This is a genomic window from Niabella beijingensis, from assembly GCF_020034665.1.
Taxonomy (GTDB): Bacteria; Bacteroidota; Bacteroidia; order Chitinophagales; family Chitinophagaceae; genus Niabella; species Niabella beijingensis.
This window is the reverse complement of sequence record NZ_JAIQDI010000001.1, coordinates 642,277-667,866: the sequence shown is the minus strand read 5'-3', so window position 1 is coordinate 667,866 and position 25,590 is coordinate 642,277. Positions and strand designations below refer to the sequence as shown.

The 25,590-nt window shown below is 48.4% G+C and carries 22 protein-coding genes, 1 tRNA gene and 1 riboswitch; of the genes, 9 read left to right on the top strand and 14 right to left on the bottom strand.

The features are described 5' to 3' along the window. Positions 1-8: 8 nt before the first annotated feature. Together K7B07_RS02795 and tsaD are read left to right on the top strand one after the other, a co-directional pair. Complete coding sequence (locus K7B07_RS02795; protein ID WP_223707244.1) at positions 9-1,256, top strand: ABC transporter permease; 1,248 nt, start codon at positions 9-11, stop codon at positions 1,254-1,256. A gap of 23 nt (positions 1,257-1,279) precedes the next feature. Beyond that, positions 1,280-2,326, top strand: coding sequence for a tRNA (adenosine(37)-N6)-threonylcarbamoyltransferase complex transferase subunit TsaD (gene tsaD / locus K7B07_RS02790; protein WP_223707242.1), 1,047 nt, complete (start codon positions 1,280-1,282; stop codon positions 2,324-2,326). A 59-nt stretch (positions 2,327-2,385) separates the two neighbouring features. Here tsaD and K7B07_RS02785 read toward each other — a convergent pair whose 3' ends face one another. From K7B07_RS02785 to K7B07_RS02775, 3 genes are all read right to left on the bottom strand, one after another. Further along, complete coding sequence (locus K7B07_RS02785; RefSeq protein ID WP_223707240.1) at positions 2,386-3,642, bottom strand: homoserine dehydrogenase; 1,257 nt, start codon at positions 3,640-3,642, stop codon at positions 2,386-2,388. A gap of 13 nt (positions 3,643-3,655) precedes the next feature. Continuing rightward, complete coding sequence (locus K7B07_RS02780) at positions 3,656-4,711, bottom strand: homoserine O-acetyltransferase family protein (RefSeq protein ID WP_223707238.1); 1,056 nt, start codon at positions 4,709-4,711, stop codon at positions 3,656-3,658. A 103-nt stretch (positions 4,712-4,814) separates the two neighbouring features. Continuing rightward, the gene (locus K7B07_RS02775; RefSeq protein ID WP_223707236.1) at positions 4,815-6,128 is read right to left on the bottom strand and encodes an O-acetylhomoserine aminocarboxypropyltransferase/cysteine synthase family protein; all 1,314 of its coding nucleotides are present in this window, start codon (positions 6,126-6,128) and stop codon (positions 4,815-4,817) included. Between the two features lie 304 nt (positions 6,129-6,432). Then, positions 6,433-6,534: riboswitch (SAM riboswitch) on the bottom strand. A gap of 286 nt (positions 6,535-6,820) precedes the next feature. Between K7B07_RS02775 and pckA the strand changes: the two genes are divergently transcribed. Beyond that, positions 6,821-8,425, top strand: coding sequence for a phosphoenolpyruvate carboxykinase (ATP) (pckA, locus tag K7B07_RS02770; protein WP_223707234.1), 1,605 nt, complete (start codon positions 6,821-6,823; stop codon positions 8,423-8,425). An 84-nt stretch (positions 8,426-8,509) separates the two neighbouring features. Here pckA and K7B07_RS02765 read toward each other — a convergent pair whose 3' ends face one another. After that, positions 8,510-9,991 carry an arylsulfatase gene (locus K7B07_RS02765; RefSeq protein WP_223707233.1) on the bottom strand — a complete coding sequence of 494 codons (1,482 nt, stop codon included), beginning with the start codon at positions 9,989-9,991 and terminating at the stop codon, positions 8,510-8,512. Positions 9,992-10,280: 289 nt separating this feature from the next. Here K7B07_RS02765 and K7B07_RS02760 point away from each other — a divergent pair, with 289 nt between their 5' ends. Continuing rightward, entirely contained in the window at positions 10,281-11,813 is a 1,533-nt protein-coding gene (locus tag K7B07_RS02760; RefSeq protein ID WP_223707231.1) for a sulfatase family protein, read from the top strand. 131 nt (positions 11,814-11,944) lie between these two features. Here K7B07_RS02760 and K7B07_RS02755 read toward each other — a convergent pair whose 3' ends face one another. Next, positions 11,945-12,685, bottom strand: a complete 741-nt coding sequence (locus tag K7B07_RS02755; RefSeq protein ID WP_223707229.1) for a hypothetical protein — start codon at positions 12,683-12,685, stop codon at positions 11,945-11,947. 34 nt (positions 12,686-12,719) lie between these two features. Here K7B07_RS02755 and K7B07_RS02750 point away from each other — a divergent pair, with 34 nt between their 5' ends. After that, on the top strand, positions 12,720-12,905 hold the full coding sequence (locus K7B07_RS02750; protein WP_223707228.1) for a hypothetical protein: 186 nt from the start codon (positions 12,720-12,722) through the stop codon (positions 12,903-12,905). Between the two features lie 76 nt (positions 12,906-12,981). On the opposite strand, the gene K7B07_RS02745 is transcribed toward K7B07_RS02750, so the two are convergent. From K7B07_RS02745 to K7B07_RS02735, 3 genes are all read right to left on the bottom strand, one after another. After that, entirely contained in the window at positions 12,982-13,269 is a 288-nt protein-coding gene (locus K7B07_RS02745; protein ID WP_223707226.1) for a GIY-YIG nuclease family protein, read from the bottom strand. A 63-nt stretch (positions 13,270-13,332) separates the two neighbouring features. Next, positions 13,333-13,620: a GIY-YIG nuclease family protein gene (locus tag K7B07_RS02740; protein ID WP_223707224.1), complete on the bottom strand. Its 288-nt coding sequence runs from the start codon at positions 13,618-13,620 to the stop codon at positions 13,333-13,335. 22 nt (positions 13,621-13,642) lie between these two features. Further along, positions 13,643-13,720 (bottom strand) — tRNA-Val (locus K7B07_RS02735). A 144-nt stretch (positions 13,721-13,864) separates the two neighbouring features. Here K7B07_RS02735 and K7B07_RS02730 point away from each other — a divergent pair. After that, positions 13,865-14,413 (top strand): DNA-3-methyladenine glycosylase I, encoded by a 549-nt coding sequence (locus K7B07_RS02730; RefSeq protein WP_223707222.1) that lies wholly within the window; start codon positions 13,865-13,867, stop codon positions 14,411-14,413. Positions 14,414-14,446: 33 nt separating this feature from the next. Here K7B07_RS02730 and dnaG read toward each other — a convergent pair whose 3' ends face one another. The 3 genes from dnaG to K7B07_RS02715 form a co-directional block, all read right to left on the bottom strand. After that, positions 14,447-16,474, bottom strand: a complete 2,028-nt coding sequence (gene dnaG, locus K7B07_RS02725; protein WP_223707220.1) for a DNA primase — start codon at positions 16,472-16,474, stop codon at positions 14,447-14,449. A gap of 111 nt (positions 16,475-16,585) precedes the next feature. Next, positions 16,586-17,254 (bottom strand): gluconate 2-dehydrogenase subunit 3 family protein, encoded by a 669-nt coding sequence (locus K7B07_RS02720; protein ID WP_223707218.1) that lies wholly within the window; start codon positions 17,252-17,254, stop codon positions 16,586-16,588. Positions 17,255-17,294: 40 nt separating this feature from the next. After that, on the bottom strand, positions 17,295-19,034 hold the full coding sequence (locus K7B07_RS02715) for a GMC family oxidoreductase (protein ID WP_223707216.1): 1,740 nt from the start codon (positions 19,032-19,034) through the stop codon (positions 17,295-17,297). Between the two features lie 158 nt (positions 19,035-19,192). Here K7B07_RS02715 and K7B07_RS02710 point away from each other — a divergent pair, with 158 nt between their 5' ends. The 3 genes from K7B07_RS02710 to K7B07_RS02700 all read left to right on the top strand — a co-directional run bounded on the left by K7B07_RS02710 (position 19,193) and on the right by K7B07_RS02700 (position 22,871). Continuing rightward, positions 19,193-19,822: a DUF4230 domain-containing protein gene (locus K7B07_RS02710; protein ID WP_223707214.1), complete on the top strand. Its 630-nt coding sequence runs from the start codon at positions 19,193-19,195 to the stop codon at positions 19,820-19,822. Between the two features lie 105 nt (positions 19,823-19,927). Further along, complete coding sequence (locus K7B07_RS02705) at positions 19,928-21,373, top strand: Gfo/Idh/MocA family protein (protein WP_223707212.1); 1,446 nt, start codon at positions 19,928-19,930, stop codon at positions 21,371-21,373. Between the two features lie 52 nt (positions 21,374-21,425). Continuing rightward, the gene (locus tag K7B07_RS02700; protein ID WP_223707210.1) at positions 21,426-22,871 is read left to right on the top strand and encodes a Gfo/Idh/MocA family protein; all 1,446 of its coding nucleotides are present in this window, start codon (positions 21,426-21,428) and stop codon (positions 22,869-22,871) included. Between the two features lie 82 nt (positions 22,872-22,953). Here the strand turns inward: K7B07_RS02700 and K7B07_RS02695 are convergent, their stop codons facing one another. The 3 genes from K7B07_RS02695 to K7B07_RS02685 form a co-directional block, all read right to left on the bottom strand. Next, positions 22,954-23,805 carry a type 1 glutamine amidotransferase gene (locus K7B07_RS02695; RefSeq protein WP_223707209.1) on the bottom strand — a complete coding sequence of 284 codons (852 nt, stop codon included), beginning with the start codon at positions 23,803-23,805 and terminating at the stop codon, positions 22,954-22,956. 84 nt (positions 23,806-23,889) lie between these two features. Beyond that, complete coding sequence (locus K7B07_RS02690) at positions 23,890-24,501, bottom strand: hypothetical protein (RefSeq protein ID WP_223707208.1); 612 nt, start codon at positions 24,499-24,501, stop codon at positions 23,890-23,892. Beyond that, positions 24,498-25,424: a hypothetical protein gene (locus K7B07_RS02685; RefSeq protein WP_223707207.1), complete on the bottom strand. Its 927-nt coding sequence runs from the start codon at positions 25,422-25,424 to the stop codon at positions 24,498-24,500. The genes K7B07_RS02690 and K7B07_RS02685 overlap by 4 nt, the downstream gene beginning before the upstream one ends. Positions 25,425-25,590 lie beyond the last annotated feature (166 nt).

The window sequence follows — 25,590 nt, the reverse complement described above, 5'->3', positions numbered from 1 at the left end:
TGTGTTTTATGTTGAGGCGCACACTGGAAATTGTAGGCAATAGTTTTCGCATGGCGATGCAGGAGCTTTGGAAAAACAAGCTGCGTACCTTCCTGTCGCTTTTCGGGGTCACCATCGGTATCTTTTGTATTATCGGGGTGCTGGCCACGGTAAACAGCTTACAACAGAACATACAAAATGAGATAAAAACACTTGGCTCCAATACCATTTATGTGGATAAATGGGATTATGGCGGTGGGCCGGACTATCCCTGGTGGAAATATATAAACCGTCCTGTGCCCCGGTACGACGAGGTGAAGCCGATCAAAGAACGCACTCCCGATGCCCGGTATGTGGCCTTTACTTTGCAGGGGCGGGGAAATGTGGAGTTTTCAGGATATATGCTGAACAGTGTGAATGTTTACAGCGTTAGCGAGGACTTTATCCGGATCCAGCCGCTTACAATGAGTGATGGCCGCTACGTATCAGACGCAGAGTTCAGCTATGGCACTAACGTGGCAGTAGTGGGAAATGAGATCGCCGAAAAACTGTTCAATGAGCCGGAGCTGGCCGTTAATAAAACCATTACCATCGGCGGAAAAAAGATCCTGGTGGCAGGTGTTATTGAAAAGCAGGGGAAACAAATGATCGGCGGCTGGGGGTTTGACCAGAGCGTTATCCTTCCGTTCCAGTTCGGGAGAACGATCTTCAATGAAGAAAAAACAGACCCGGTGATCATGGTGCAGGGAATGCCGCATATCACCAGCAAGGGGCTAAAGGATGAACTGATGGTGACCATGCGCAGTCTGCATAAACTGAGCCCGAAACAGGAAGATAATTTTGCACTGAATGACATTAATGATATCGGGGACCAGGTAGCCGAGGCATTTGCGGGATTGAATATCGGAGGTGCCGTGATCGGCGGGATCAGTCTGATCGTTGGACTGTTCGGCGTGGCGAATATTATGTTTGTGACCGTAAAGGAACGGACCTCTCAGATCGGGTTGAAAAAAGCACTGGGTGCGAAACGGCAGATCATACTGACCGAATTCCTGCTGGAGTCGGCATTCCTTTGTATGCTGGGCGGACTGATCGGCCTGTTCCTGGTATATGTGCTGGCGCAGATTCTCAGCAAGGCCCTCGACTTCCCGGTGTTCATATCGGTTGCCAATATGGTCTGGACCTTTCTTATCTGTGTGATCGTAGGAGTGGTGGCCGGCATCATACCGGCAGTACAGGCGGCAAAGATGGATCCGGTGGTGGCGATCCGGAGTTAATGAGGTGTATAACGATAAATTAAATGAACAGAATAAATATACTGGCGATCGAATCGAGTTGTGATGAAACCTCTGCTGCGGTTTGCAGCGGGGGAAGGATATTGTCCAACCGCATTGCCACCCAGGCAGTACATGCGGCGCATGGAGGGGTGGTGCCGGAGCTGGCGTCCCGGGCACACATGCAGAACATCGTTCCCGTGGTGGATGTGGCTTTGAAAGAAAGCGGCCTGCAATTGAATGATATGGATGCGATCGCCTATACCCAGGCGCCGGGGTTGATCGGAAGTCTGCTGGTAGGCGGGCAGTTTGCCAAATCATTATCACTGGCGCTGGACAAACCCCTGATCGCTGTGAATCACATGCAGGCGCATGTACTGGCCAACCTGATACCGGATGCCAAACCGTCTTTTCCTTTTCTTTGCCTGACGGTAAGCGGCGGGCATACACAGATCGTAAGATGTGATGCACCGACCTCGCTGACCGTTATCGGTGAAACGATCGACGATGCCGCGGGGGAAGCTTTTGATAAAGCGGCCAAGATGCTGGGACTGCCTTATCCCGGAGGTCCGCTGATCGATAAACATGCAAAGGAGGGCGACGCCGGCCGTTTCCGCTTTCCGGAGCCGCGGATACCGGGCTATGATTTCAGCTTCAGCGGTCTGAAGACGGCCATCCTTTATTTTCTAAGGAATGCCGGCACCGCGCAGATCTACAAAGAAGAATTTACAGCAAGCGCAGCGGAGCAGCAGCGGTTTATTCAGGAAAACCTGAACGATATCTGTGCTTCCATACAGGGCCGGATTATTTCCATTCTTTTGAACAAATTAAGCAAAGCGGCGGCAGATCTGGGTATCCGCGATCTTTGTATTGCGGGTGGCGTGTCGGCCAACAGCGGTCTTCGTGCAGCGTTTAAGGCAATGGGGGCGGAAAAGGGATGGAACACCTTCATCCCCGATTTTCAATACTGTACCGATAATGCCGGCATGATCGCCATCACGGGGTATTACAAGTACCTGGAACAGGATTTTGCTGATCTGTCAGCACCTTCTATGGCTAGAGGATTCAACTAACAAGGGTTTAATGCTGGTACTACCAACATTAAACCCTCATAACTTAGGATCCGCCGGTATTACAGTAATCCTGCGAGTTCCAGGCTTTTCTTTTTTAACTTCCGTTCTTCAATATCTTCAATAATGCCATCGGTTTCCACGATCAGTGAAGTGCCGTTCTCCTTCCACCAGGAATGTTGTTTTAATTTCTGAAGTGCGATCACCCCGGAAAGATACTTACGGCTCTCCTGTGCATGCCATTCCTCGATCCATTCAAAATCATCTTTGGGAATAAAGGCCAGGTCGGTAAAGCTGACGAATACTTTAAGGTAGATGGCATCGTTCAGCTGATGCGGACGGTGATGGTACAGCTTTTTATATTCATAGCGGTACTCATAACGCAGGGCGGAGATATCACTGAGAACGGCCGATGCGGTAGGAAAACTGCCCGCGCCTTTCCCGTAAAAGAACTGCTGGTCCGCAAATCCGCTTTCGATCACCACTCCGTTGTATTCATTCTTTACAAAGGACAGGGGGCTGTCGGCTGCAACAAACTGCGGCAGCACATAAGCGCCCACACCGCCATTGATCAGTTTCTTGGCCTGTGCCACCAGCTTGATCTGCTGGCCGCGTGCCTTGGCCACCTGGGCGTCCGACTTCGCGATATTCTGGATACCGTTGAACAGGATCTGGTCCGGATGTGCCACAATCCCGTATGCATGCAGCAGCAGGATGGTCCATTTATTCAGGGCATCATAACCTTCCACGTCCAGGGTGGGATCGCTTTCTGCAAAACCAAGCTGCTGTGCCAGGAGCAATGCATCCCTGAATGCAAGGTTTTCTTCAAAGATTTTTGTGAGGATGAAGTTGGTGCTCCCGTTCACAATGGCCCGTATGCTGTGAAGCAGGTCATTGTCGTAATATTCTTCAAGGTTACGGATCACGGGAATGGAGGCACAGGCGGAAGATTCATATAACAGGGACCTGCCGGTTGCCTGCTGCAGTTCCAGCAACGCGGGCAGGTTCTCTGCGATCATCTTCTTGGATGAGCTCACCACATCCTTTCCGTTCTTTAATGCCGTGCTTACAATTTCAAAACCGGCTACCGCATCGTCGATCACTTCCACAATGAGATTGATCTCATTATCGTTTAGCAGTTCTTCCCGCTCGGTGGTAAACAGTTCTTCCGGGGCATTTCTTTTTTTCCCGGGGTGCTTGATGCACACCTTTTTAATGCTTGCTTTGAGGGACGGCGTTTGCTGCAATACCTTGTAAAGCCCTTCACCCACCACTCCAAATCCAAACAAGCCGATCACTAACTCTTTATGTTCGCCCATGCTGTGTTTTATTTTAATTGCCTGTCTTTTCCTGCCCGATGGCAGCCGGTGACAGGCGGGTTATAAATTTTTTTATTGCTTCTGATATCTGTTCAAATTCCAGGAGGAAACCATCGTGCCCGTAGTCGGAGCGGATGTATTTTTCAATCGCCCCGGGTATATGCTCGGCCAGGAATTCCTGCTCTTCAGGAGGAAACAAAAGATCACCTTCCAGGGCCAGCGCCAGTGTTTTGGCCCGGATCCTGCCCAGTGCTTTGATCACTCCGCCACGGCCGCGGCCAAGGTTATGACTGTCCATGCTTTTGCTGAGTGCATAATAGCTGAATGCATTAAAACGTGCGGATAACTTGCTGCCCTGGTAGCGCTGATAGCTTTCGCTGCGGAAAGCTTCGAGCTGCTCTTCCGATGTTTCCGACTGCGTTTTATTATAGGCCGTAGCATTGCGGTAGGAGAGCAAAGCGATGCCGCGCGCCACTTCCAGTCCTTTGCGGCCTGCGTCCGGGTTTTTCGTATGCCAGGTCTGGTCTGCTTCGATGGCAAACCGCTGGGAAGCGTTAAAGGCTTTTCCCCAGGGCGAATGCACGGCATTGGTGGCCAGCGGTATGATATAGTCAAAAAGATCCGGATCCTGTACCGCCCACTCCAGCAGCTGCTGGCCGCCGGTGCTGCCGCCGATACCGATCTTTATTTTTTTTATTCCCAGTTTCTGTTGCAGCAGCTGGTAGGCCCGGGCCATATCCCTGATAGTAAAGAAGGGAAAGTCGTGATAGTAGGGCTCCCCGCTGGCAGGATTCACATCCAGGGGACTGCTGCTGCCGTAACAGCTGCCGGGCATATTTACACAGATGATAAAATCTTTTTCCGGATCAAATACCTTACCGGCTCCGATCATTTCCGGCCACCATTCATGCGGGTTGCTGTTGGCAGTCAGTGCATGAAAGATCCAGATGACATTGGTCTGGTCCTTGCGGATGGCACCGTAAGTGGTATAAGCCAGTCGCAGGTTATGAAAGACGGCGCCGCTCTCCAATACAAAAGGTGCCGGGTATGTAAATGTTTTTTGTTGCATTCTCTGTTCGGTGGCCCTGCCGGTTTTATTGCGGAAGGCCGGAGCATTTTTCTTATAAACGTCCTGTAAGCGGACACTTACAGGACGTAATGGGTAATTAATTTTACTGGTTAAAAACTGCGGCAAAGGCCTGCTCAAAATCAGCTTTTATATCATCGATGTGCTCAATGCCTGAACTGATGCGGATGAGATTGTCCAGTACGCCTGCACTTGCCCGTTCTGCTTCGCTCAATTGCTCGTGCGTGGTGGATGCCGGATGTATGGCGAGTGTTTTTGCGTCACCCACATTTGCCAGGTGACTTACCAGCTTCAGGCTGTTGATGAATGTTTTCCCGTTCTCCAGTCCGCCTTTTATACCAAACTGCAGTACGCCGCCAAAGCCGTTGGTAAGGTATTTTTTTGCCAGTGTATGATAGGGGCTGCTTTCAAGGCCGGGGTACCATACAAAGTCCACCTTATCGTGCTGCTCCAGCCATTGTGCAAGGGCCAGTGCATTGTCCACCGTACGCTGTACACGCAGGGAAAGGGTTTCGATGCCCTGCAGTAGCAGGAAGGCATTGAAGGGGCTGAGTGCCGGACCGAAATCGCGGAGCCCTTCCACGCGGGCGCGGATGGCAAAGGCAATATTGGGCAGTCCGAGCGGATTCCCCTCTCCAAATACCTGCCAGAAGTTCAATCCGTGGTATCCCTCGGAAGGCTCGGAGAATTGCGGGAATTTTCCATTTCCCCAGTTGTAATTTCCTCCGTCTACGATAACGCCTCCGATGCTGTTGCCATGTCCGCCGATCCATTTGGTGGCGGCTTCCACCACGATGTTGGCGCCATGCCGGATCGGCTGGAACAGGTATCCGCCCGCACCGAAGGTGTTGTCTACAATCAGCGGCAGGTCAAATTCTTTGGCCAGGGCTGCAAATTTTTCAAAGTCGGGAACATTCAGCCGCGGATTGCCCAGTGTTTCTATGTAAATGGCTTTTGTCTTGTCATCGATCAGGGGGCGGAAACTGTCCGGGTTATCATCTGCTGCAAAACGTACATCGATGCCCAGTCGTTTAAAGGATACTTTGAACTGGTTAAAAGTGCCTCCGTATAAAAAGGGAGAGGTCACAAAGTTCTCACCTGCCTGCAGCAGGTTGGTGATTGCAAGAAACTGGGCTGCCTGACCGGAGGAAGTGGCAAGTGCGGCAACACCTCCTTCCAGTGCGGCAATGCGTTGTTCAAAAACATCGGTGGTCGGGTTCATGATCCGGGTATAGATATTCCCGAACTCCTTCAATCCAAAAAGATTGGCAGCATGGTCCGCGTTCTTAAAAACATAAGAAGTGGTTTGGTAAATAGGTACGGCGCGGCTTCCGGTAGTGGGATCTGCCTGCTGGCCGGCGTGCACCTGTAACGTGTCAAAATGTAATTGATCGCTCATAAGAATGATGAATTTAATGAAGTGAAAAAGATGTGCTGAATAAATAGAGGGTCATAAAGACCCGTTGGGGTAGATGAAGATAGTATATGCCTGCTAAGGCATACAGCAAATACAGCAACACATTACGGGGGTAATGCAAGAAAAAGTATATGTTGCTTTCTGTGTCATGCGGACTACGAATTTAGTAGCGTTTTGTTTCATATTCAAAAAAAAATTATGACAGCTGCCGGTGGCACATAAAAAAAGCCCATCCGATAAACCAGATGAGCTGTCCTATTAAAATTTCTTAATACACTACTGATCCGACTTATCTTTCCTTGCTGCTGCACGGTTGGAATTGGCACCTTGTCCCAGACAGGTTGCCAAGGCTTCACAGGGCCACACCCTCTGCCTTTCTTGATAAGGTCCCGGCCGGAGCCAGGGAATTAAAGAACTTTTCTGCAGTTGCAGAACGGCGCAAAGCTACGAAACTATTCCCAAAGAAAAAAGCCCGGACCTGCTGCCCGCAACAAGTGGCTGAGTAACAACTGTTTTTACGAACAATTGTTAGTACAGCAATTAATAATTGAAATTAATTCAATTATGTGATGTATACTTTTTAAAATATTTAAAAACAGGCATTAAAATATTATTTTTTTAGATTTTTTCTAAACTCTATTTTTGCTGCTTCAACAAAAGAAGAAAGAAACCATATGCTTACAAAGCCATTCGAGATGCCGGTGCAGCAATTAAAGGCTGCCGGATTGAATTTAACGAATCGGGTGCATTACCAGCTAACTCCTGAAGAATTAGTGGAAGATACCCTCAGGAACAACCAGGGGCGGTTAAGCGATACCGGCGCCCTGGTGATCAACACCGGGAAATTTACAGGAAGGTCGCCCAGGGACAAATTTATTGTAAAGGATGAGCTGACGGCCACCTCTGTTGACTGGGGTAATTTTAACAATCCCCTGGAGGAGCATTTTTTTGAACGGATCCTGGAAGATGTCCGCAGCCACCTGAACGGAAGACCGGAACTCTGGATAAGAGATGCGTATGCCTGTGCGGCGCCGGAATACCGGCTGAACATAAGGGTGATAAACGAGCTGCCTTCCATGAACCTGTTTTCGCATCATCTTTTCTTACGTCCGTCGGAAGAAATACTCGAACAGTTTGAACCCGACTGGCATATTCTTTCCGCACCCGGACTGGAACTGGATCCGGAGCGTTGCGGCACCCGCCAGGGCAATGCAACAGTTGTCAGCTTTAAACACAGGATGATCCTGATAGCCGGCAGCGCTTACACAGGAGAAATAAAGAAAAGTGTTTTTTCGATCCTGAATTACCTGCTGCCCCAGGCAAAGGAAGTGCTCAGCATGCATTGTTCGGCCAACCTGGGACCCACAGGAGATACCGCGCTGTTCTTTGGACTGAGCGGTACCGGCAAAACAACATTGAGCACGGACCCCTGCCGCAAACTGATCGGGGATGATGAACATGGATGGGACAATGAAAAGGTGTTCAATTTTGAAGGCGGCTGCTATGCGAAATGCATCAACCTTTCAGAAGAAAAAGAACCTGAAATCTTTCATGCCATCCGGCCGCATGCCCTGGTTGAAAATGTAACTTTCTATCCCGGCACCAACCGGATCAACTTTGATGACGCTTCCCTTACCGAGAATACAAGGGTTGCCTACCCCATCCATTTTGTTGAAAATATTGTTCCTGATGAAACAGGAGGGGTGCCCAAAAATATTTTCTTTCTGACCTGTGATGCCTATGGTGTATTGCCCCCGATCTCCCGCCTGACCCGGGAGCAGGCGCTTTATTATTTTATCAGCGGTTATACCGCCAAGGTTGCGGGTACCGAAGCCGGTGTTACCGAACCGAAGGCTACTTTCAGCGCCTGTTTTGGAGCGCCCTTCATTCCTTTGCATCCCGGACGGTATGCGGCGATGCTCGGTGACCGGATCGCAACGCACGGCGTGAAAGTGTGGATGGTGAACACCGGCTGGACGGGCGGCGCATACGGCACCGGCTCCCGTATAAAGCTTTCTTATTCCCGGGCAATGATACAGGCTGCCTTGAACGGCCATCTTGATGAAGTGGAATATCATAAGGATCCTGTTTTTGGTCTTATGGTGCCGGACCATTGCCCCGGCGTTGATTCAAAGCTGCTCACTCCGCGTAATACATGGGAAAATGGCGCGGCATACGACCAGCAGGCAGGTGAACTGGCCGGACAATTTATCAGGAACTTTGAAATCTATTCCGGCATGGTAGCTCCAGCTGTAAAGGCCGCAGGCCCCAGTGCCTAAACACACCTCTTAGTGTTTGTTTTATGAAGGCGGTCACCGGAAACGGTGACCTTTTTTATGAAAGATATTTCCTGAAGTGGCTGACTACGGTCGTTTCTGTTCTGTTTTCGGATCAATAAATTCCCATTCCCTCAAGTGCGGATGCTGGTGCTGCATGGTTGCGATTTCACGCATGCGCTGAATAATATCCGGGTGCTGGGATGCTACGTCGCGGGTTTCCTGCAGATCAGTTTGCAGGTCATATAACTGCCAGGGGCTGTTCCTGTTTTTGAGAATGCCTGTTCTTACGCCCTTCCAGTTTCCGATACGGACAGCGATCTGTCCTCCTTTTTCAGGATATTCAAAATAAAGAAAAGGATGCTGCTGCTGATTTTTTTGTCCCAGTAATTCGGGTAGCAGCGAGATGCCGTCTGTGGAAGCGGGAAGCGGTTGCCTGACGAGTTCGGCAAAAGTAGGCATCATATCATATTGTACCGAAAGCAGCGTACTGGTCTTTCCAGCAGGGATCCTGCCCGGCCAGCGGGCAATGAACGGCTCACGGAAGCCCCCTTCATAAACATCCATTTTTAACCCCCGTAATCCCTGTACACTGTTAAAGAAAGCCGCATCCACACCGCCGTTAAAGGTGGCACCGTTGTCGCTTGAAAAAAAGATCAGCGTGTTATCATCCAGCCCCAGTTTTTTTATCTCATGCAGGATCAGTCCTACCTGGTCGTCGAGGCAGGTGATCATACCGGCATAAGTAGAGAGCGGGTATTTTGATGCCGCATAGCCCTTCCCGCCATAGTAAGGTTTTTCGTCAAACTGCCCTTTATACATATTGATGTATTTCTCCGGTACCTGCAGTGATACATGGGGAATGGTGTACGGCAGGTAAAGAAAGAACGGCTGGTTTTTGTGTGTATTGATAAAGGCCAGTGCCTTTTCCGTCATTTTATCAACCGAATAAACATTCCCCTTGAAATAATCGAAGTCCCGGTCGGTAGCCTTTTCCGGATTTAATGCGCGGTGTACATAAATATCGGGGTTGTTCAGCCCGTCCCGGGTGCGGTTCTCCCAGAGATGCGAAGGATAATAATTGTGCGCCTGTTTCTGATCGAGATAGCCGTAGAAATAATCAAAGCCCTGGGATAACGGATGGCCGGTGGTATTGATATGTCCCAGTCCCCATTTACCGATCGCTGCGGTGGCATAACCCGCCTTTTTAAAAAGATGCCCCAGGGTGAAAGTGCCTTCCGGAAGCGGCATCTGACCGCCTTCCAGGCTGTCAGGGAAACCTCCCATTTCATAATTGCCTCTTATGTAAGAATGCCCGCCATTCTTCCCGGTAAGCAGCATACAACGCGCAGGAGCACATACGGGCGTACCGGAATAGTGCTGGGTGAACCGCATGCCCTCTGCTGCCATGCGGTCCAGGTTGGGCGTTTTGATCTTTTTCTGACCATAGCATCCCAGTTCACCGTATCCCAGGTCGTCTGCGTAAATATAAATAACATTGGGTCGTTGCTGGGCGAAAACGGATCCGTAAAGAAAGAGACAGCCGATAGCGAAGGCGATTGTTTTCATCAGAAGATCATTTTTATTTTTTGACAGCGGTTGATGGAACCGGGAAATTGCTTCCGGACAAGCAGGGATAAAGTTAAACTTTTTGATAACGGGAGCTACCGACTGTGCGGTGTACTGTGCAATCGGATGCACAGTTGCCGTGTTTTTCTCAACGTTGCTGCCGGGAATCCGTTATTTTAAGCTTATTTTGTAGCGGGTGCGAAACAGTATTATCCGCACCATTATTGCCGCCGGTTGTCGATATGCAGGTAGGTGATTAGAGACAGAACATAAACAAGCTGATTTTATTATGAAACGAAACTGGATCTTAACGGTTGTATTATCCTGCTTTTTCTTTAATGGGTTTGCGCAGTCCGCCGGCCGGCCCAATGTGCTGATCATTTATACGGATGACCTGGGGTATGGCGATCTGGGTTGCAATGGCGCAACAATCGTAGGCACCCCCAATATTGATCGCCTTGCACAGAACGGGATCAATTTTTCCAATGCACATGCAACCGCATCCACCTGTACGCCTTCCCGGTATTCGCTGCTTTCCGGGAGATACGCCTGGCGGAAGAAAGGAACCAATATCCTTCCCGGTGATGCCAACCTGGTGATCCCTACAAATGGCACCACATTACCCAAAGTATTTCAACAGGCAGGATATCGCACCGGAGTGGTAGGAAAATGGCATCTGGGGCTGGGGAATCAATCGCCCGTGGACTGGAACAGGGAAGTGTCGCCGGGACCCAGGGAAGTGGGATTTGATTATTCGTTTATTTTTCCTGCTACAGCCGACCGCGTGCCTACTATTTTTATGGAGAACCAGCGGGCACTTGGGCTCGAGCCGGAAGACCCGATCTCGGTAAATTATCAGCAGGCATTTCCGGGTGAGCTAACCGGGAAGGCGCATCCGGAATTATTAAAACAGCATAATGATCCCCGGCAGGGGCATGACGGGCATATTGTGAACGGCATCGGCCGTATCGGTTTTATGAAAGGAGGGAAGCGCAGCGAATGGACGGACGAGGAGCTGGGCTATGTATTCAATAATAAGGTATTGGAATTTATTGACAGCAGCAGGAAAGACGCAAAGCCTTTTTTCCTTTACTATGCCATTCATAATATTCATGTGCCACGTATGCCGGGTACCGAATTCAAGGGGAAAAGCAAACTGGGCTATAGGGGGGATGTGATCCTTGAAATGGATCACAGCGTAGGTGTTATCATGAACGGTCTCCGGGAAAGAGGACTGCTTGAAAATACGCTGGTCGTTTTCAGCAGTGATAACGGACCGGTATTGAATGACGGGTATATGGATCGGTCTGCGGAAACCGCTGCAGCCCTGGGCCACCAGCCAGGAGGTATTTACCGTGGCGGAAAATACAGCGCTTTTGAGGCAGGCACAAGAGTACCGTTTATTGTTCATTGGCCCGGACATATCAGGGGCGGCGCGCGATCGGATGCACTGGTCAGCCAGGTCGACCTGATGGCTTCTTTTGCTTCCCTGCTGCAGGTAAAACTGCCGGACGGGGAGTTTACAGACAGCCGTGATTATCTTTCAACCTTCCTGGGTAAAGCAAAACGCGACCGTGATTTCATCGTTGAGCAACCTGCCAACAGCGCCTTGTGTATTGTAAAGGATGGATGGAAGTATATGACGCCGTCAAAAGGACCGGCGCTGATGACTGCTGTAAATATTGAAACCGGATATAGTGCACAGGAACAATTGTACGATCTGAAAAATGATCCGGGAGAGCGTAGCAACCTGGCGGGTAAATATCCGCAACGGGTGGCGGCATTAAAACTGCTGTTAAAAAAAGTAACGGAAGCGGAATAACCCTTTTAAAGATAAATCCAATAGCTCGGTGCAGGCTGCCCGATTTTTGAGGAGGAACAATGAATAACGGACCGGGCTTATTTCAATTGATATTCACGGTAGTGCGGTCCTGCTTGTATTTTGAAGTATCGTTATTCATATGATTTGGGATACAGCATTTCGAAGAGCTGTAGCATCGTAAGTGAGCCGACATCGAGCGCACCCGGTATTTTTGTTTTGATACGTGTTCCTGCTTTTACCAGTGTTAATCTTGTATCGGTATAGGGTACATTATTTTTTGCGGCTGCCTGCTGTTGTGTCAGGAACAGCCAGGCATCGCTCTTTTTCGCATTCCAGAAATAAACGGTCCCATTGCTGGCCGTGCCTCTCTTTTCCGGTATACCGTATTTTTTCTTTAAATGATCCAGCAGCTTTTTGCCCTCCTCTTTCTTTACTGTTTTCAGCATGAACCCGGTATAATGATTAGCGTTATAATCATCCACATAGAGAGAAATGGTATTACGCGAATTATCGTATCCCGAGGGAACGCTGTATGCTGAGAATGTTATTGCTCCAAACTTGTATTCTTGCAGTGCTGCCGACTGATAGGATAATAATCCGCTAAGCGGATCTTTTTTCCTCTCGGTTTTTCCGTCTGTGATTGTTTTGGGAAGCACTGTTCCGAATTGCAGCGCTTCCAGGTTTGTTTGCCCGATCCCCTTACCGCACAGCAATAAAAAAAGACCGGTTAAAAAAAGGAGTTGTTTTATAAAGCGGTTATGGAAGATGAATCTGTAAACAAATCCGGAGTTATTAAGTGTGTGGTGTTTCTGATACCGTGTGATCATATACCCCGAAGGCTCTTTTTTATTAAAGCGGTCTGGTCGTTTCATAATTGAGATATTAACTTGGTGTTGTGTTGAAAATTTGCAGAGAATAATTTTCCATCCGAAACGGTTATTTGCGTTGCTGATAAAGGTAGCACTAAAAAGTATTTCTGTAAACTCCCGTTCCCTCCGGACGGGTAATAAAGTTGAATTAACCGTTGCTTATGCCGCAGGATCTTTAAAGGAAGAACAGCTGTTTAAAATGTATGGCAAATCCTGGAAATAAAAAAGGGTTCCAGTGCCTGAAACCCTTTATGGTGTTGGTGGGAGTTGACGGGTTCGAACCGCCGACCACTCCCGGCTTATGGGCCGGGATGCTCAGCACCAGCGATGAGTTTTTCAATATATATGCTGCTTTTTTTGTTTTTGATTTCTTTTTCCCGCTTCATTGCGGACCGTTTATTTTCAAAAGTTTCGTAATAAACAATGGTCCAGTCGGCTGACTGCCCTGTGAATCCTTTATGATTCGAATTGTGTTTTCTCAAACGCTCTTTGAGGCTGTCACCGGTGTATCCGATATAATATTTGTTTTTGGCAGGAGAATATAATATGTAGACATAGAACATAGGCAAAATAAAAAAGGGTTTCATTGCCTGAAACCCTTTATGGTGTTGGTGGGAGTTGACGGGTTCGAACCGCCGACCACTCCCGGCTCATGGGCCGGGATGCTCAGCACCAGCGATGAGTTTTTCAATATATATGCTGCTTTTTTTGTTTTTGATTTCTTTTTCCCGCTTCATTGCAGACCGTTTATTTTCAAAAGTTTCGTGATAAACAATGGTCCAGTCGGCTGACTGCCCTGTGAATCCTTTATGATTCGAATTGTGTTTTCTCAAACGCTCTTTGAGGCTGTCACCGGTGTATCCGATATAATATTTGTTTTTGGCAGGAGAATATAATATGTAGACATAGAACATAGGCAAAATAAAAAAGGGTTTCATTGCCTGAAACCCTTTATGGTGTTGGTGGGAGTTGACGGGTTCGAACCGCCGACCCTCTGCTTGTAAGGCAGATGCTCTGAACCAGCTGAGCTAAACTCCCGATATGTCAAATGCTTTTTTAGAGCTTCTGGTTTACTTTTTCCGGCTTTTTTACTGCCGTCGTTCCGTAAACGGATTGCAAAGATAAGGGGAAGTTTGATTAACTTCAAAATATTTTTCAAAAAAAATTAGTGCATTTTGCAGCATGTCATTTTACTGCACATTTGTTAAGGAAAAGGGTAAGGGTACCGTTCATGAAAAGTACCATGATACGGAGTACGGGTTCCCGCTTGAGTCGGATAATGAGTTATTTGCCCGGCTGGTACTGGAGATCAACCAGGCCGGATTGAGCTGGGAAACGATCCTGAAAAAGAAGGACGCTTTTTATAAGGCATTTGATCAGTTTGATATAAAAAAAGTAAGCCGGTACACCCAAAAGAAATTCGATGCACTGATGCTGGATGCGGGCATTATCCGCAACCGTTTAAAAATAAATGCGGCCATCGAAAATGCCAAAGTAATCCTGCAGCTTCAGAAAGAATTCGGCTCTTTTAAAGACTGGCTGGATCATCATCACCCCAAAACAAAAGAGGCGTGGGTGAAATTGTTTAAAAAGCAGTTCAAATTTACAGGTGGTGAGATCGTTAATGAATTCCTGATGAGTACCGGCTATCTGCCGGGTTGCCACTCAGAGGATTGCCCGGTCTATAAAAAGATCCTGAAAAAGAAACCCCGGTGGATGACCCGGCAATAATAGGCGCCCGGTGCCGCACACCGCTTGCCAGTGCTAGTTTACGATCACCATACCCAGGATATTGGTGATCTCCCGCTCCATATCCTTTAATGATTTATGGATAAAATGGAGCTCTTTAAATTTATGATCGCTTAAGGGGCCGGACATGTCATCCTGGTTCTGCAATAACATGCGGCGGATCTTTTTGAGTTTCAGGTACTGGATGGCGGACTCCACTTTTTGATTGGTACGGTCCTCCGAGATCAGTTTGTATCTGTTGAGATCCGTTTCATTGCCTTTGCTGATCACTCTTGAAAATGCCTCAAAGCTTTGCCGGAACAGGTCTTTCTGGTAACCGGTATTGGGACTGAAATCTGCGGCCCAGCGTTCACTTTCTTCATAAGGATGATTGAGCAGCGACACGGCAAAAGCACTCAGCTTTTTGTCTTCATTATAAATAAAATATTTATCGGTCAGCTGTTCCGGGTTGCTGCGCAGCAGCAGCTTTATCGTCGTGATCAAACGGTTGACTTCGGGGTCTTCAATTTCGAGCTCGTCCACCTCGTCAAACACATGCTGGGCGATGAGGGTGTGCTCATCCCATAGCCGGTTGCCGTATTCCAGCAGGATACGTGCCAGCTCTTTTTCCTGCAGCTGGTCTTTAAACAGGAGATCAAAAGTGGCGTCATCATAATTGGACACTGCCGCTTCCATCGCATTTTGTTCCGTATCCGCAGCGTTGTTCATGGCTTTGCGCTCCAGGGCAGTTACCTTATCACGGATGTATTTGTTCACCAGCGCATGCAGCCCTGCTTCGTCGATCTTTAAAATAGCTGCCGACTCTTTGATATAATCCTGTTGTTTGGTAAAATCCTCCGCTTTGTTGATCCGGCTGATGGATTCGGCGATCTTGTTGACCAGCTCCGATTTTTTTGCAGGATCTTCGCCGATATCATTTAACGAGGATTCCAGCTGGAACAGGATAAAATCCTTTTTATTTTTTTTGATGAATTCGGTAAAGGCACCGGCGCCAACCTTATTTACATAACTGTCGGGGTCTTCCTTGTCCGGAATCAGTACCAGCTTTACGTTCAGGCTTTCTTCAAGAGCCAGGTCCAGTCCGCGCAGGGCGGCCTTAATACCCGCGGCATCCCCGTCATATATAATGGTAAGGTTGCTGGTGTATTTTTTTATCAGGCGTAACTGGTCCACGGTAAGCGAGGTGCCACCGGAGGCTACTACGTTTTCGATGCCGGCCTGATGCAGCGAGACCACATCCGTATAACCTTCCACAAGCAGGCATTCGTCGGCTTTTTCAATGGCCGTTCGGGCAAAATACGACCCATAAAGGATCTTGCTCTTAACATAGATCTCGTTCTCGGGTGTATTGATGTATTTCGGGGCCCTGTCTGTTGTTTTTAAGATACGGGCACCAAATCCCATTACTTTTCCGCTGTGGTTGTGCACGGGGAATATCACCCGTCCCCGGTAATTATCCTGCAGGGTTCCGTTGCGCTCGGCTACAAGTCCCGTTTTCAGCAGCAGGTCCTTATTGTATTGCTTGGCCAGTGCTTCTTTTGTAAAAGCATCCCGTTCCATGGGTGCGTAACCAAGACGGAATTTTTCGATGATGCCTTCGCGGAAGCCGCGTTCTTTAAAATAGCTGAGGCCGATGGCCCGGCCTTCTTCCGATTCTTTCAGTGCAGCGGAAAAAAACTGTTCAGCAAAATTGTTAATGATAAAAAGACTGTCTGCGGTCTGGTATTGTTCCCGCTGCTCGGCACTGGCAAAGGTTTCTTCCACCTCGATACCATATTTATGAGCCAGCCATTTCAGCGATTCCACATAGCTGTATTTCTCATGCTCCATGATAAAGCTGATGGAGTTGCCGCTCTTTCCGCATCCGAAGCATTTGTAAATTTCCTTGGAGGGAGAGACGGTGAAGGAGGGGGTTTTTTCGTTATGGAAGGGGCAGAGGCCCAGGTAGTTGGCGCCTCTTTTCTTTAGCTTTACAAATTCACCCACCACATCCAGGATGTCGATGCGGGATAAAATTTCCTGTATGGTGTTCTGAGAAATCACGGGCCGAAATTACGATTTTTTAATGTTGCGGGGAGGCCGGACGGCAAAGGCAGGGGCGAAAAAAAAGCTGTCATCATTGATAACAGCTTAAACAGGTACTGAATGCCGTGCTTATACTGTCGGAAAGCTCAGACATTCTTTTAATTCCTTATCCGTATAGGCGAGTCCGTATTGTTTCAGTACATCATCCGGTACGCCATTCCACTGGTTGGGACGGTTGCCGGCATAGCCGAGGTCCTTTACCCCGATCTCCGAGGTGTAAAACCCGGTGGAGCTGAGGTTGCGCATCAGGGTAAAGAAAGAGACTCCCTGGCTCAGTTCGGGTTTCCCTTTTGCCCGCTCGGGGTAGGCAATGAGATCCACCATTTCGATCTGCTGCTGTGCCGTACAGTCTTTAAAGGCCTTGCTGTATTTATTCAGGCATTGCATATCCAGCCAGCGGAGACCACCTCTTAACGGTGTTTGCAGGCCGGGCTGGTCCTTTACCGTAAAATGGATGAAATCCGGAACTTTTGCATCACTGGCGCTGCCGCTGATCTCATCCTTGGGGATAATGATGTCGGCCAGTACGGTAATGGTGGCCATTTCATGCGCATTGAAAAAGTCCGGCATTTTTTCCACTTCTTCTTCATGCTTCTTCTCATCCTCATAACGGTGAAGCCCTGTTTTCTTATCGGGGGTAGCGTCTTTTTTTTGCTCACCCGGCTTGCAGCCGATGGCCAGGGTTCCGGTGGCAAGTGCACCGGCTGCTATAAATTTAAGGGAATCGCGTCTTTTCATTGCTGTGCATTTAAAATTTCTGAATACTGGATACTCGATCCTATAAATTCTGTTTTTTCATTTCGTCAATAATGTATTCACTGGCACGCATACTTAATGCCAGGATGGTCCAGGTGATGTTTTTGTTGGCCTGGGAAGTGAACTGGCTTCCGTCCACGCAAAACAGGTTCTTACAATCATGCGCCTGGCTCCATTTATTGAGGGCCGAGGTTTTGGCGTCGTCGCCCATACGTGCGGTTCCCGCTTCATGTATGATGTACCCCGGCTTATCAAGGCCGTAGTTGTTTTCAGGGCCGTCGTCTCCCCAGGTGATCACGGCTCCCATATTGTGCATGATCTCTTTAAAGGTCTCTTTCATGTGTTTGGCCTGTTTCACTTCATAGTCACTGTATTTTACATTGAATTTTAAAACAGGGATGCCGTACTTGTCCACTACATTGGGGTCGATCTCGCAGCGGTTGTGCTCAAATGCAATGGCTTCTCCGCGTCCGGCCATACCTACGGTAGCACCATAAAAGAACCGCTGGTCCTGTTTCAGTGACTTCCCGTAGCCGCCGGCCTCTTTCTTCTGGCCGTTTACCGGATATTTGCCGTTAAACGATTCAATGCCCATTCCAAACCCATAAGCGGGCTGGCCGAATCCGCCCCAGTATTCGATGTGATAACCACGCGGAAAGCCCAGCTTTTTATCGTCGCCCCACCAGGGAGAATATACGTGCATACCGCCTACACCATCTTCGTTGTATCTTTTTCTGCCAAAAAGTTCAGGAATATAACCTCCCATAGCCGCACCGGTACTGTCCTGCAGGTATTTGCCCACTACATTGCTGCTGTTGGCCAGGCCATTCGGATGACGCTGCGATTTGGAGTTTAATAAAAGCCGTGCGGTTTCGCAGGCACTGGCTGCCAGGATCACTACCCGGCCTTCCACCTGGTATTCGAGCAGGTCGTCTTTATTAATATAAGAAACACCTGTTGCCACGCCTTCGGAATTGGTCAGTACCTCGCGCGCCATGGCATTTGCAATTACCTCCAGTTTGCCGGTCTTCAGCGCCGGGTAGATGAGTACATTGGAGGAAGAGAAGTCGGCCTTGGCCATGCTGCAGTTTCTGCCACATTGTGCGCAAAAAAAACAGGAGCCCCGGTCATCATTTAATTTTTTGGTGAGTATGGATAAGCGCGAGGGAATGACAGGAACCCCTGCTTTCTGTGCGCCTTTTTTTATAAAGAGTTCATGGAGCCGTGGTTTGGGTGGTGGTAGGAAAATCCCGTCCGGTTCATTGGGCAGGTTTTCCACGCTTCCGAATATCCCGATCAGCTGATCTACTTTATCGTAATAGGGTTTTATATCATCATAACTGATCGGCCAGTCGGCGCCGACCCCGTCATGGCTGTACCCTTTAAAATCTTTCGGACCGAAACGCAGCGAAATACGTCCCCAGTGATTGGTCCGTCCTCCCAGCATACGCGCCCTGAACCATTCCCATTCGGTTCCGTTTTCCCGGGTATAGGGCTCCCCTTCAATGTCCCATCCGCCGTAGCAGGCATCAAAATCCCCGAAGGGGCGATATTTTGTCGCCCGGCCCCTGCGCGGGGATTCCCAGGGGCTTTTCAGCTGAAAGATCTCCTTCTGCGGATCGTACATCGGACCTGCTTCCAGCATACATACACTGAGTCCGGCCTTTGAAAGTGTATAAGCTGCCATACCACCCCCGGCTCCCGAGCCAACAATTACCACATCATATTTCTTGCCTTGTTTCTTTATTTGTAATTCTTTCATTTCAGATGGCCTGTTTTAGGTTTTAAAATGGTGACCCAAGATAAATGAAATATTTATAATTTTTTCCCTGAATTTTTTAAGTGCGGTCATATGCAGGGGTTTTACATGATTTTCAGTTAATTTTAGGGTGGAATTCTTACAAATACAAATCATTTGTTATGCAAAGAGGCTGTTTGCCGGTTGTTGTTCTTGTATGTGTTATTGTTATAGGGGTGCTGGCTTATCTGCTCGGAAAACGGAATGGTACGAAGACCATTGATAATATTGCGCTGAACGCGGCATTCGTACAGGAAGTGGCAGAACTTTCGTCACTGGAAGTGCAGGGCACGGCCAGCATCAAGACAACGAATGTAGCCAATGACGGCAGCATCACCGACGGAATCCGGAAAATGCTTGCGGAACAGACGCTGAACATCTCCGTCCCTTATATCGCAAAATATGGTGTGGACCTGCAGCAGCAGCAGCTGACCGTGGAAGAAAAGAACCGGCAGGTGTATATCGTGATCCCGACCCCGAAACTGCTGAGCTACGAATTGCGCATGGACCGGGCCGATGCAATAACAAAAAAGGGCCTGCTCACCACCTTTGATGAAACGGCTTATAACACCGTGGAGAAAAAACTGTATACAGATTCCCGGAAACAGCTGGAAGGGCATCCTGCTTATACGGAACAGGCCAAGGAAAAGATCCGGAAAGTGCTGGCGCAGTATTATGCTCCCATGCAGTATAAAGTGAATGTGGTGTTCAAAGACGAGATAAAAAGTAAGGTAAACAGCCCCCTAAATTAAATAATTTTTAAAAAAGCCGAAAAACTACCGGTTGTTTATATTCTGTTTAGATGAAATTTATTATTTTGAAAGCTTTCTAAATCTAATTTAAAATTTTTCGCCATTATGAATCAGAAAAAACCAAATTCCAGGAGGAAGTTTATTAAAAATTCGGCGCTCGCAGGCAGTGCCTTTTTTATTGTACCCCGTCATGTTTTGGGAAAGGGCTATGTAGCTCCCAGCGATAAACTGAACATTGCCGGAATTGGTGCTGGCGGAAAGGGGGAGAGTGATCTGGCATCTTTTGCAAAAAGCCCCAATGTGAACATTGTGGCGCTTTGCGACGTGGACGACCGCCAGGCAGTGAATTCAAGGAAAAGTTTTCCCAAAGCCAACTATTATAAGGACTTCCGTGAGATGTTGCAGAAGGAAGCCAAAAATATTGATGCCTGCAGCATCAGTACGCCCGATCATACCCATGCGGTAGCCACACTGGCTGCCATGCAGCTGGGAAAACATGTATACACGCAGAAGCCGCTTACACACGATATTTACGAGGCCCGCATCCTGGCCGATGCTGCAAAAAAATATAAGGTGGTCACCCAGATGGGCAACCAGGGAGGCTCCGGTGATGGTGTAAGAAGAATGAAAGAATTGTACGATGCAGGTCTGATCGGTGATATTGTGGAAGCGCAGGCCTGGACCAACCGTCCCATCTGGCCGCAGGGAGTTCCCAAACCTTCCGGAAGCCATGCCGTTCCCAGTGAACTGAACTGGGATCTGTGGCTGGGCACCGCTCCTAAGGATGATTACAACCCTGCATATGTACCCTTTAACTGGAGGGGCTTCTGGGCCTATGGTACCGGGGCGCTGGGGGATATGGCCTGTCATATTATGGATCCCATTTACCGGATCCTGCCCATTGATTATCCCACATCGGCAGAGTGCAGCATTGCCAACCAATGGACCGGCATGAACCAGGAAGCCAATAATGTTGACAGCTGTCCCGTTGCCTCGATCATTCATCTGGAATACCCGAGAAAAGATAAGAAAGCCACACTGAAAGTTTCCTGGTATGACGGGGGATTGCTTCCCAAGCGTCCGGATGAGCTGCAACCCGAGGAGTCGTTTGGTAACTGGGATGGCGGTGTGTTGTTTATCGGAACGAAAGGCAAGCTGCTGGCGGATTGCTACGGAGCAAATCCCCGGTTGCTGCCACTGTCGAAGAACGATAGCGCAAAGGCGGTTAAGGAAACCATTGCACGCGTACCGGGCGGAGAAGGCGGGCACTACCTGCAATGGGTAAATGCCTGTATCGCCGGTTATGGCAAGGGGGTTACCAGTTCGCCGTTCGAATATGCAGGACCTTTTACGGAAAGTATCCTGATGGGGAACCTGGCTATCAGAAGCGCACTGTATATGGATCCAAGCATATCCGGCTGGGGTAAAAGCAAATTTACCGGTCGTAAAAAACTGCTGTGGGATGCCAAAAACATGAAGATCACAAATTTTGATGAGGCCAATCGGTTTGTAAAAAGGACCTACAGGGAAGGCTGGAGCCTGAACCTGTAACAGGATCTTTATTCTAAGACTATTTTAAATCTGTTCAACTATTAACGCTATTATGGATCAAAAAAAAGATTACTCAAGGAGGAAGTTCATCCGGAACTCTGCACTTGCAGGCAGCGCGTTCTTTATTGTACCACGTCATGTTCTGGGAAGAGGCTATGTAGCCCCCAGTGATAAACTGCTGATCGCCGGTGTGGGTGCCGGAGGAAAAGGCGGTGATGATATCCGGAAATTTGCGGAAAGTCCCAACGCAACGATCGCGTTCCTGTGCGATGTGGACGACCGCCAGGCGGTTAAGAACCGGCAGCAGTTTCCCAAGGCAAAATATTATAACGATTGGAGAGAACTGCTGGATAAAGAAAGCAAAAATTTTGATGCCGTGAGTGTGGGTACCCCGGATCACACCCATGCCATTGTTGCCTTTCATGCCATGCAACTGAAAAAACATGTGTATGTTCAAAAGCCGCTGACCCATGATATATGGGAATCGCGGATGCTGGGAGACGCTGCACAACGTTATAAAGTAGTTACCCAGATGGGAGATCAGGGATCTTCCAACGATGGGGTAAGGGATCTTAAAGAATGGTATGAAGCCGGTCTGATCGGCGATGTGGAAACCGTTCATTGCTGGACGAACCGTCCCGTTTGGCCGCAGGGAGTAGCCTGGCCGGATGAAAAACCGGCGGTGCCGCAGGGCCTCAACTGGGACCTGTGGCTGGGAACGGCACCTTACCGGGAATATGAAGGTAATGTGGTGCCGTTCAACTGGCGCGGCTGGTGGGATTATGGCACCGGCGCCCTGGGCGATATGGCCTGTCATATTGTTGGGCCGGTATTTAAAGTACTGGAACTGGGATTTCCGACAGAAGTAACCTGCAGTACCAGCACCATCTATACCGGGAACTTTAAACAAGGTTTGTATCCCGACAGTCCTCCTGTTTCTTCTTCGGTGCATTTTAAATACAAGGGAAAAAACGGAAAGGATATCAAGCTGCACTGGATGGACGGTGGTATTCAGCCCGAGCGTCCGGATGAACTGGGTCCTAATGAGATCATGGGCGGCAAAGGCGATGTGGGCAACGGAGTGATCTTTGTGGGAACAAAAGGGAAAATGATGTGCGGCGTGTACGGTCAGGACCCCATGCTGTTGCCGACTTCAAAGATGAATGGGCTGAAGGTGGCGCGCAAATATCCCCGGATACCGGGTGGCGCCAATGGTCATTACAAACAATGGGTGGACGCCTGTATCGCGGGATATGAGAAGGGACATAAAATGGTCGATTCTCCCTTCATCGGTTATGCAGTACCATTAACGGAAAGTATCCTGATGGGGAACCTCGCGATCCGCAGTTTTAATTATAAAGACGCAGATGGCAAATTCCCCGGTCGTGGTATTACCCTGCAATGGGATGGCGACAATATGAAGGTGACCAACTTCGAAGCGGCAAACCAGTATGTAAAACGTACCTACCGCGAAGGCTGGCCGGAGCTGAAGTTCTAAAAGAAACGTTTTCTGAATAGAAAGGTGAAGCATTGCTTCACCTTTATTAATTTAAAGAAATCTGATGTTGACCGTCCGGGCATCAATGCTGGGAAGAAACAACGCTTACCGATACGATATGGTCGTATGCTTCATTTAAAAAGTTGGGGATCAGGTGACGGTTGGTCCACAGGATCTTATCCGGATCTTTCAGCTGATCGATCATGCTGTTCAGCTTTTCTTCCCCATGATTTTCGATCACTGTTTTCCGCTTGTCCTCCGACTGAAAATGCTGCAGCATCCCCTCTGCATCGGCTTCGGGATGGAACTGTGTACCGAACATATACGGATTGAAGGAAATGCCCATCACCGCCCGTTCATAGGGCACATGCGGGCGCTCTTTTTCGATACAGGTAATATAGGCGCCCATGTCGTTCAATAATCCCAGGTTGGGCTGTATCAGCTGAAAATCCCTGCTGTCTACAGCATAAAAGGGATCCCTTAAGTTTTCAAATACCGGGTTCGACCGGGCTTCCGGAAGCAGGTGCACCGGAAAGACGCCAAAGGAGGTAGACTTGCGTTTGCAGATCAGTCCTGCATTAAAATACCTGCTGGCCAGCTGGAAAGAATGACAGATAAAAAATACATATTTTTTCTGTTCATTTCCGGGGTTATCATTCCAGCGCAATAATTCATTCAGCCACTTGTTCCAGTTAATATCCCAGTCGTCAAAACGGCTGCTCAGGGGATCTCCGGGGCCGCCACTCGAAATATAGATGTCATAAGACATGTCCGGCAGTTCGTTCTTAACGCGAACATCGAAGATATCATAAGTCAGGTCAATTTGTTTTTCGTCGGCCCACCGGTGCACAATCTCCCTGATACAACGCATGCCCTGATTGGGCTGCCCGTCATTGAGATCCAGTATTGCAAAACGAACACATTCTTTTTCCATCACCATCCTGCAAAAATAGCGATTGAAGCCTTAACGGTACTTAATCCGGGTCAAGAATTACTAACAGGTGTGTATATCAGGCAGCTACCGGTACTGTTTGTTGATAGCGAATCCTACATGATCGTTTACCCGTTTCAGTATATTCCCGTTGATCTGCCGGCGTCTTTTTTTATCGGACCGGTCCAGGAAAATACCTTTATCATTAAAAGGTTGCGGCGTCTCAAAAAAGACAAGGATGCAGTAACTTTCTCCTTTGATCCTGCTGTTGAGTGCTTTATTTCTTACGGAGAGCTGCACCAGTTTACGCGCCTGCAACCCCTCATAATAGTCTACATTGGTGATCCAGGTGCATTGGATGGCCCGCATATCATCTACCAGCTTTTTTACCGCAGCAACATCATAGTGCCGCGCCTGAAGACTGTCGGCAAAGGCCGGCTCATTCAGGTTGAAATGATAAATATATTTTACCGAATCCTCATTAAACTCAAAAGAAATATTCGTAAATGTTTTTTCCTCAAAAAGCAACGAGAAGGCATGTTGCTCATACAGCCGGGCAAACTGATCTTTTATAGACTCCAGCTTCTGCTCGTGACGGGAGTAGAAATCACGCGTGAAATTTTTGGGATAGGAGCAAGCCGTCAGCAACAGGATGCTTCCGTAAAAAAGAAGGGGCGATATGCAGCGGTTCTTTTTCATTTCGGAGTTTTGGGATTCCAAACGCTGATCCCGTAAATAATATTCCTTAAAAATGCAGGCGACAATTGTTGTATGGCCCTTGCCCCGTAATCCCAGTATTCAAATTCGATAAGGTCATCCGACAGTTTGCGGATATTGGTAAGCAACACATAATGTGTGGGCGTACTGATCAGGGATTGCCGGTGTGATTTCCGGTATAATTTTTTATTGTTCAGATAAAGAAAAACCAGCCCTTTTTGCATTTGTGTTTCCAGGAAACCGGGCAGGTCTTTTACAGAAGGACGAAAGAGGTCGGACCCTTTTGCCTTTACCGTACCATTGAACAGCCGGCGGAGCATGCGGTTGAATTTAGCATAATTGGTAGAGGACCAGAACGTATTTTCGTCGCCTTTCTGGAACCGGCGGTTAAAGAAGTTCAGATACCCTTTATAATGATCTGCCAGCGTGAGGAACCACATCTGGCCTGCGGGATTAATGTCTAGTGTTCCCTTGTACCGCAACAGGCCGGCTTCCAATCGTACCGGCTTGCTGGGACGGAACTGATCCTTGCCGATATTTGCCTGCCCGTTTTTATAAAGATTGATCATAAACCGCGCAAACCCAAGCGGATCATAGGTGAGCGGGATATAGGTGAGTGCGGAATAGGCGCAGAAATTGGTTGTTTTTCCTTCAAAGAATGCAAATGGTTTTATGGTAAAGGTTTTCAGGTTGCTCAGCAACAGGGCGGGTGCAACATTGGGCCACCACCTGCTTTGCTGAAGATCTTTTATGCTGTTCAGGTATTGCAGCGCCTGCTCCGGTGTACTTTTTTTAACGGTATCTGGTGCCGGTAATGCTGCCCGCACGGGTAAAAAGCAGCAAAACAGGAACGCCATAAAAAGCAGTCTTCCCCCACAGGGTATTTTACGGACCGGGATCGTCATGATCCCGAAAATAATGATTTTTTTAAAATAGTCTTATTCCTGAACAGGAAAATAAAAAGCGGTATCAACAGCTATTTATATTATATCGAACCGGACACAGAACGATGGTATGCTGTAAAAGGCTTTTGATACTGGCTTGTTCCTCTTGTTCGGGGAGGGGGCTGTT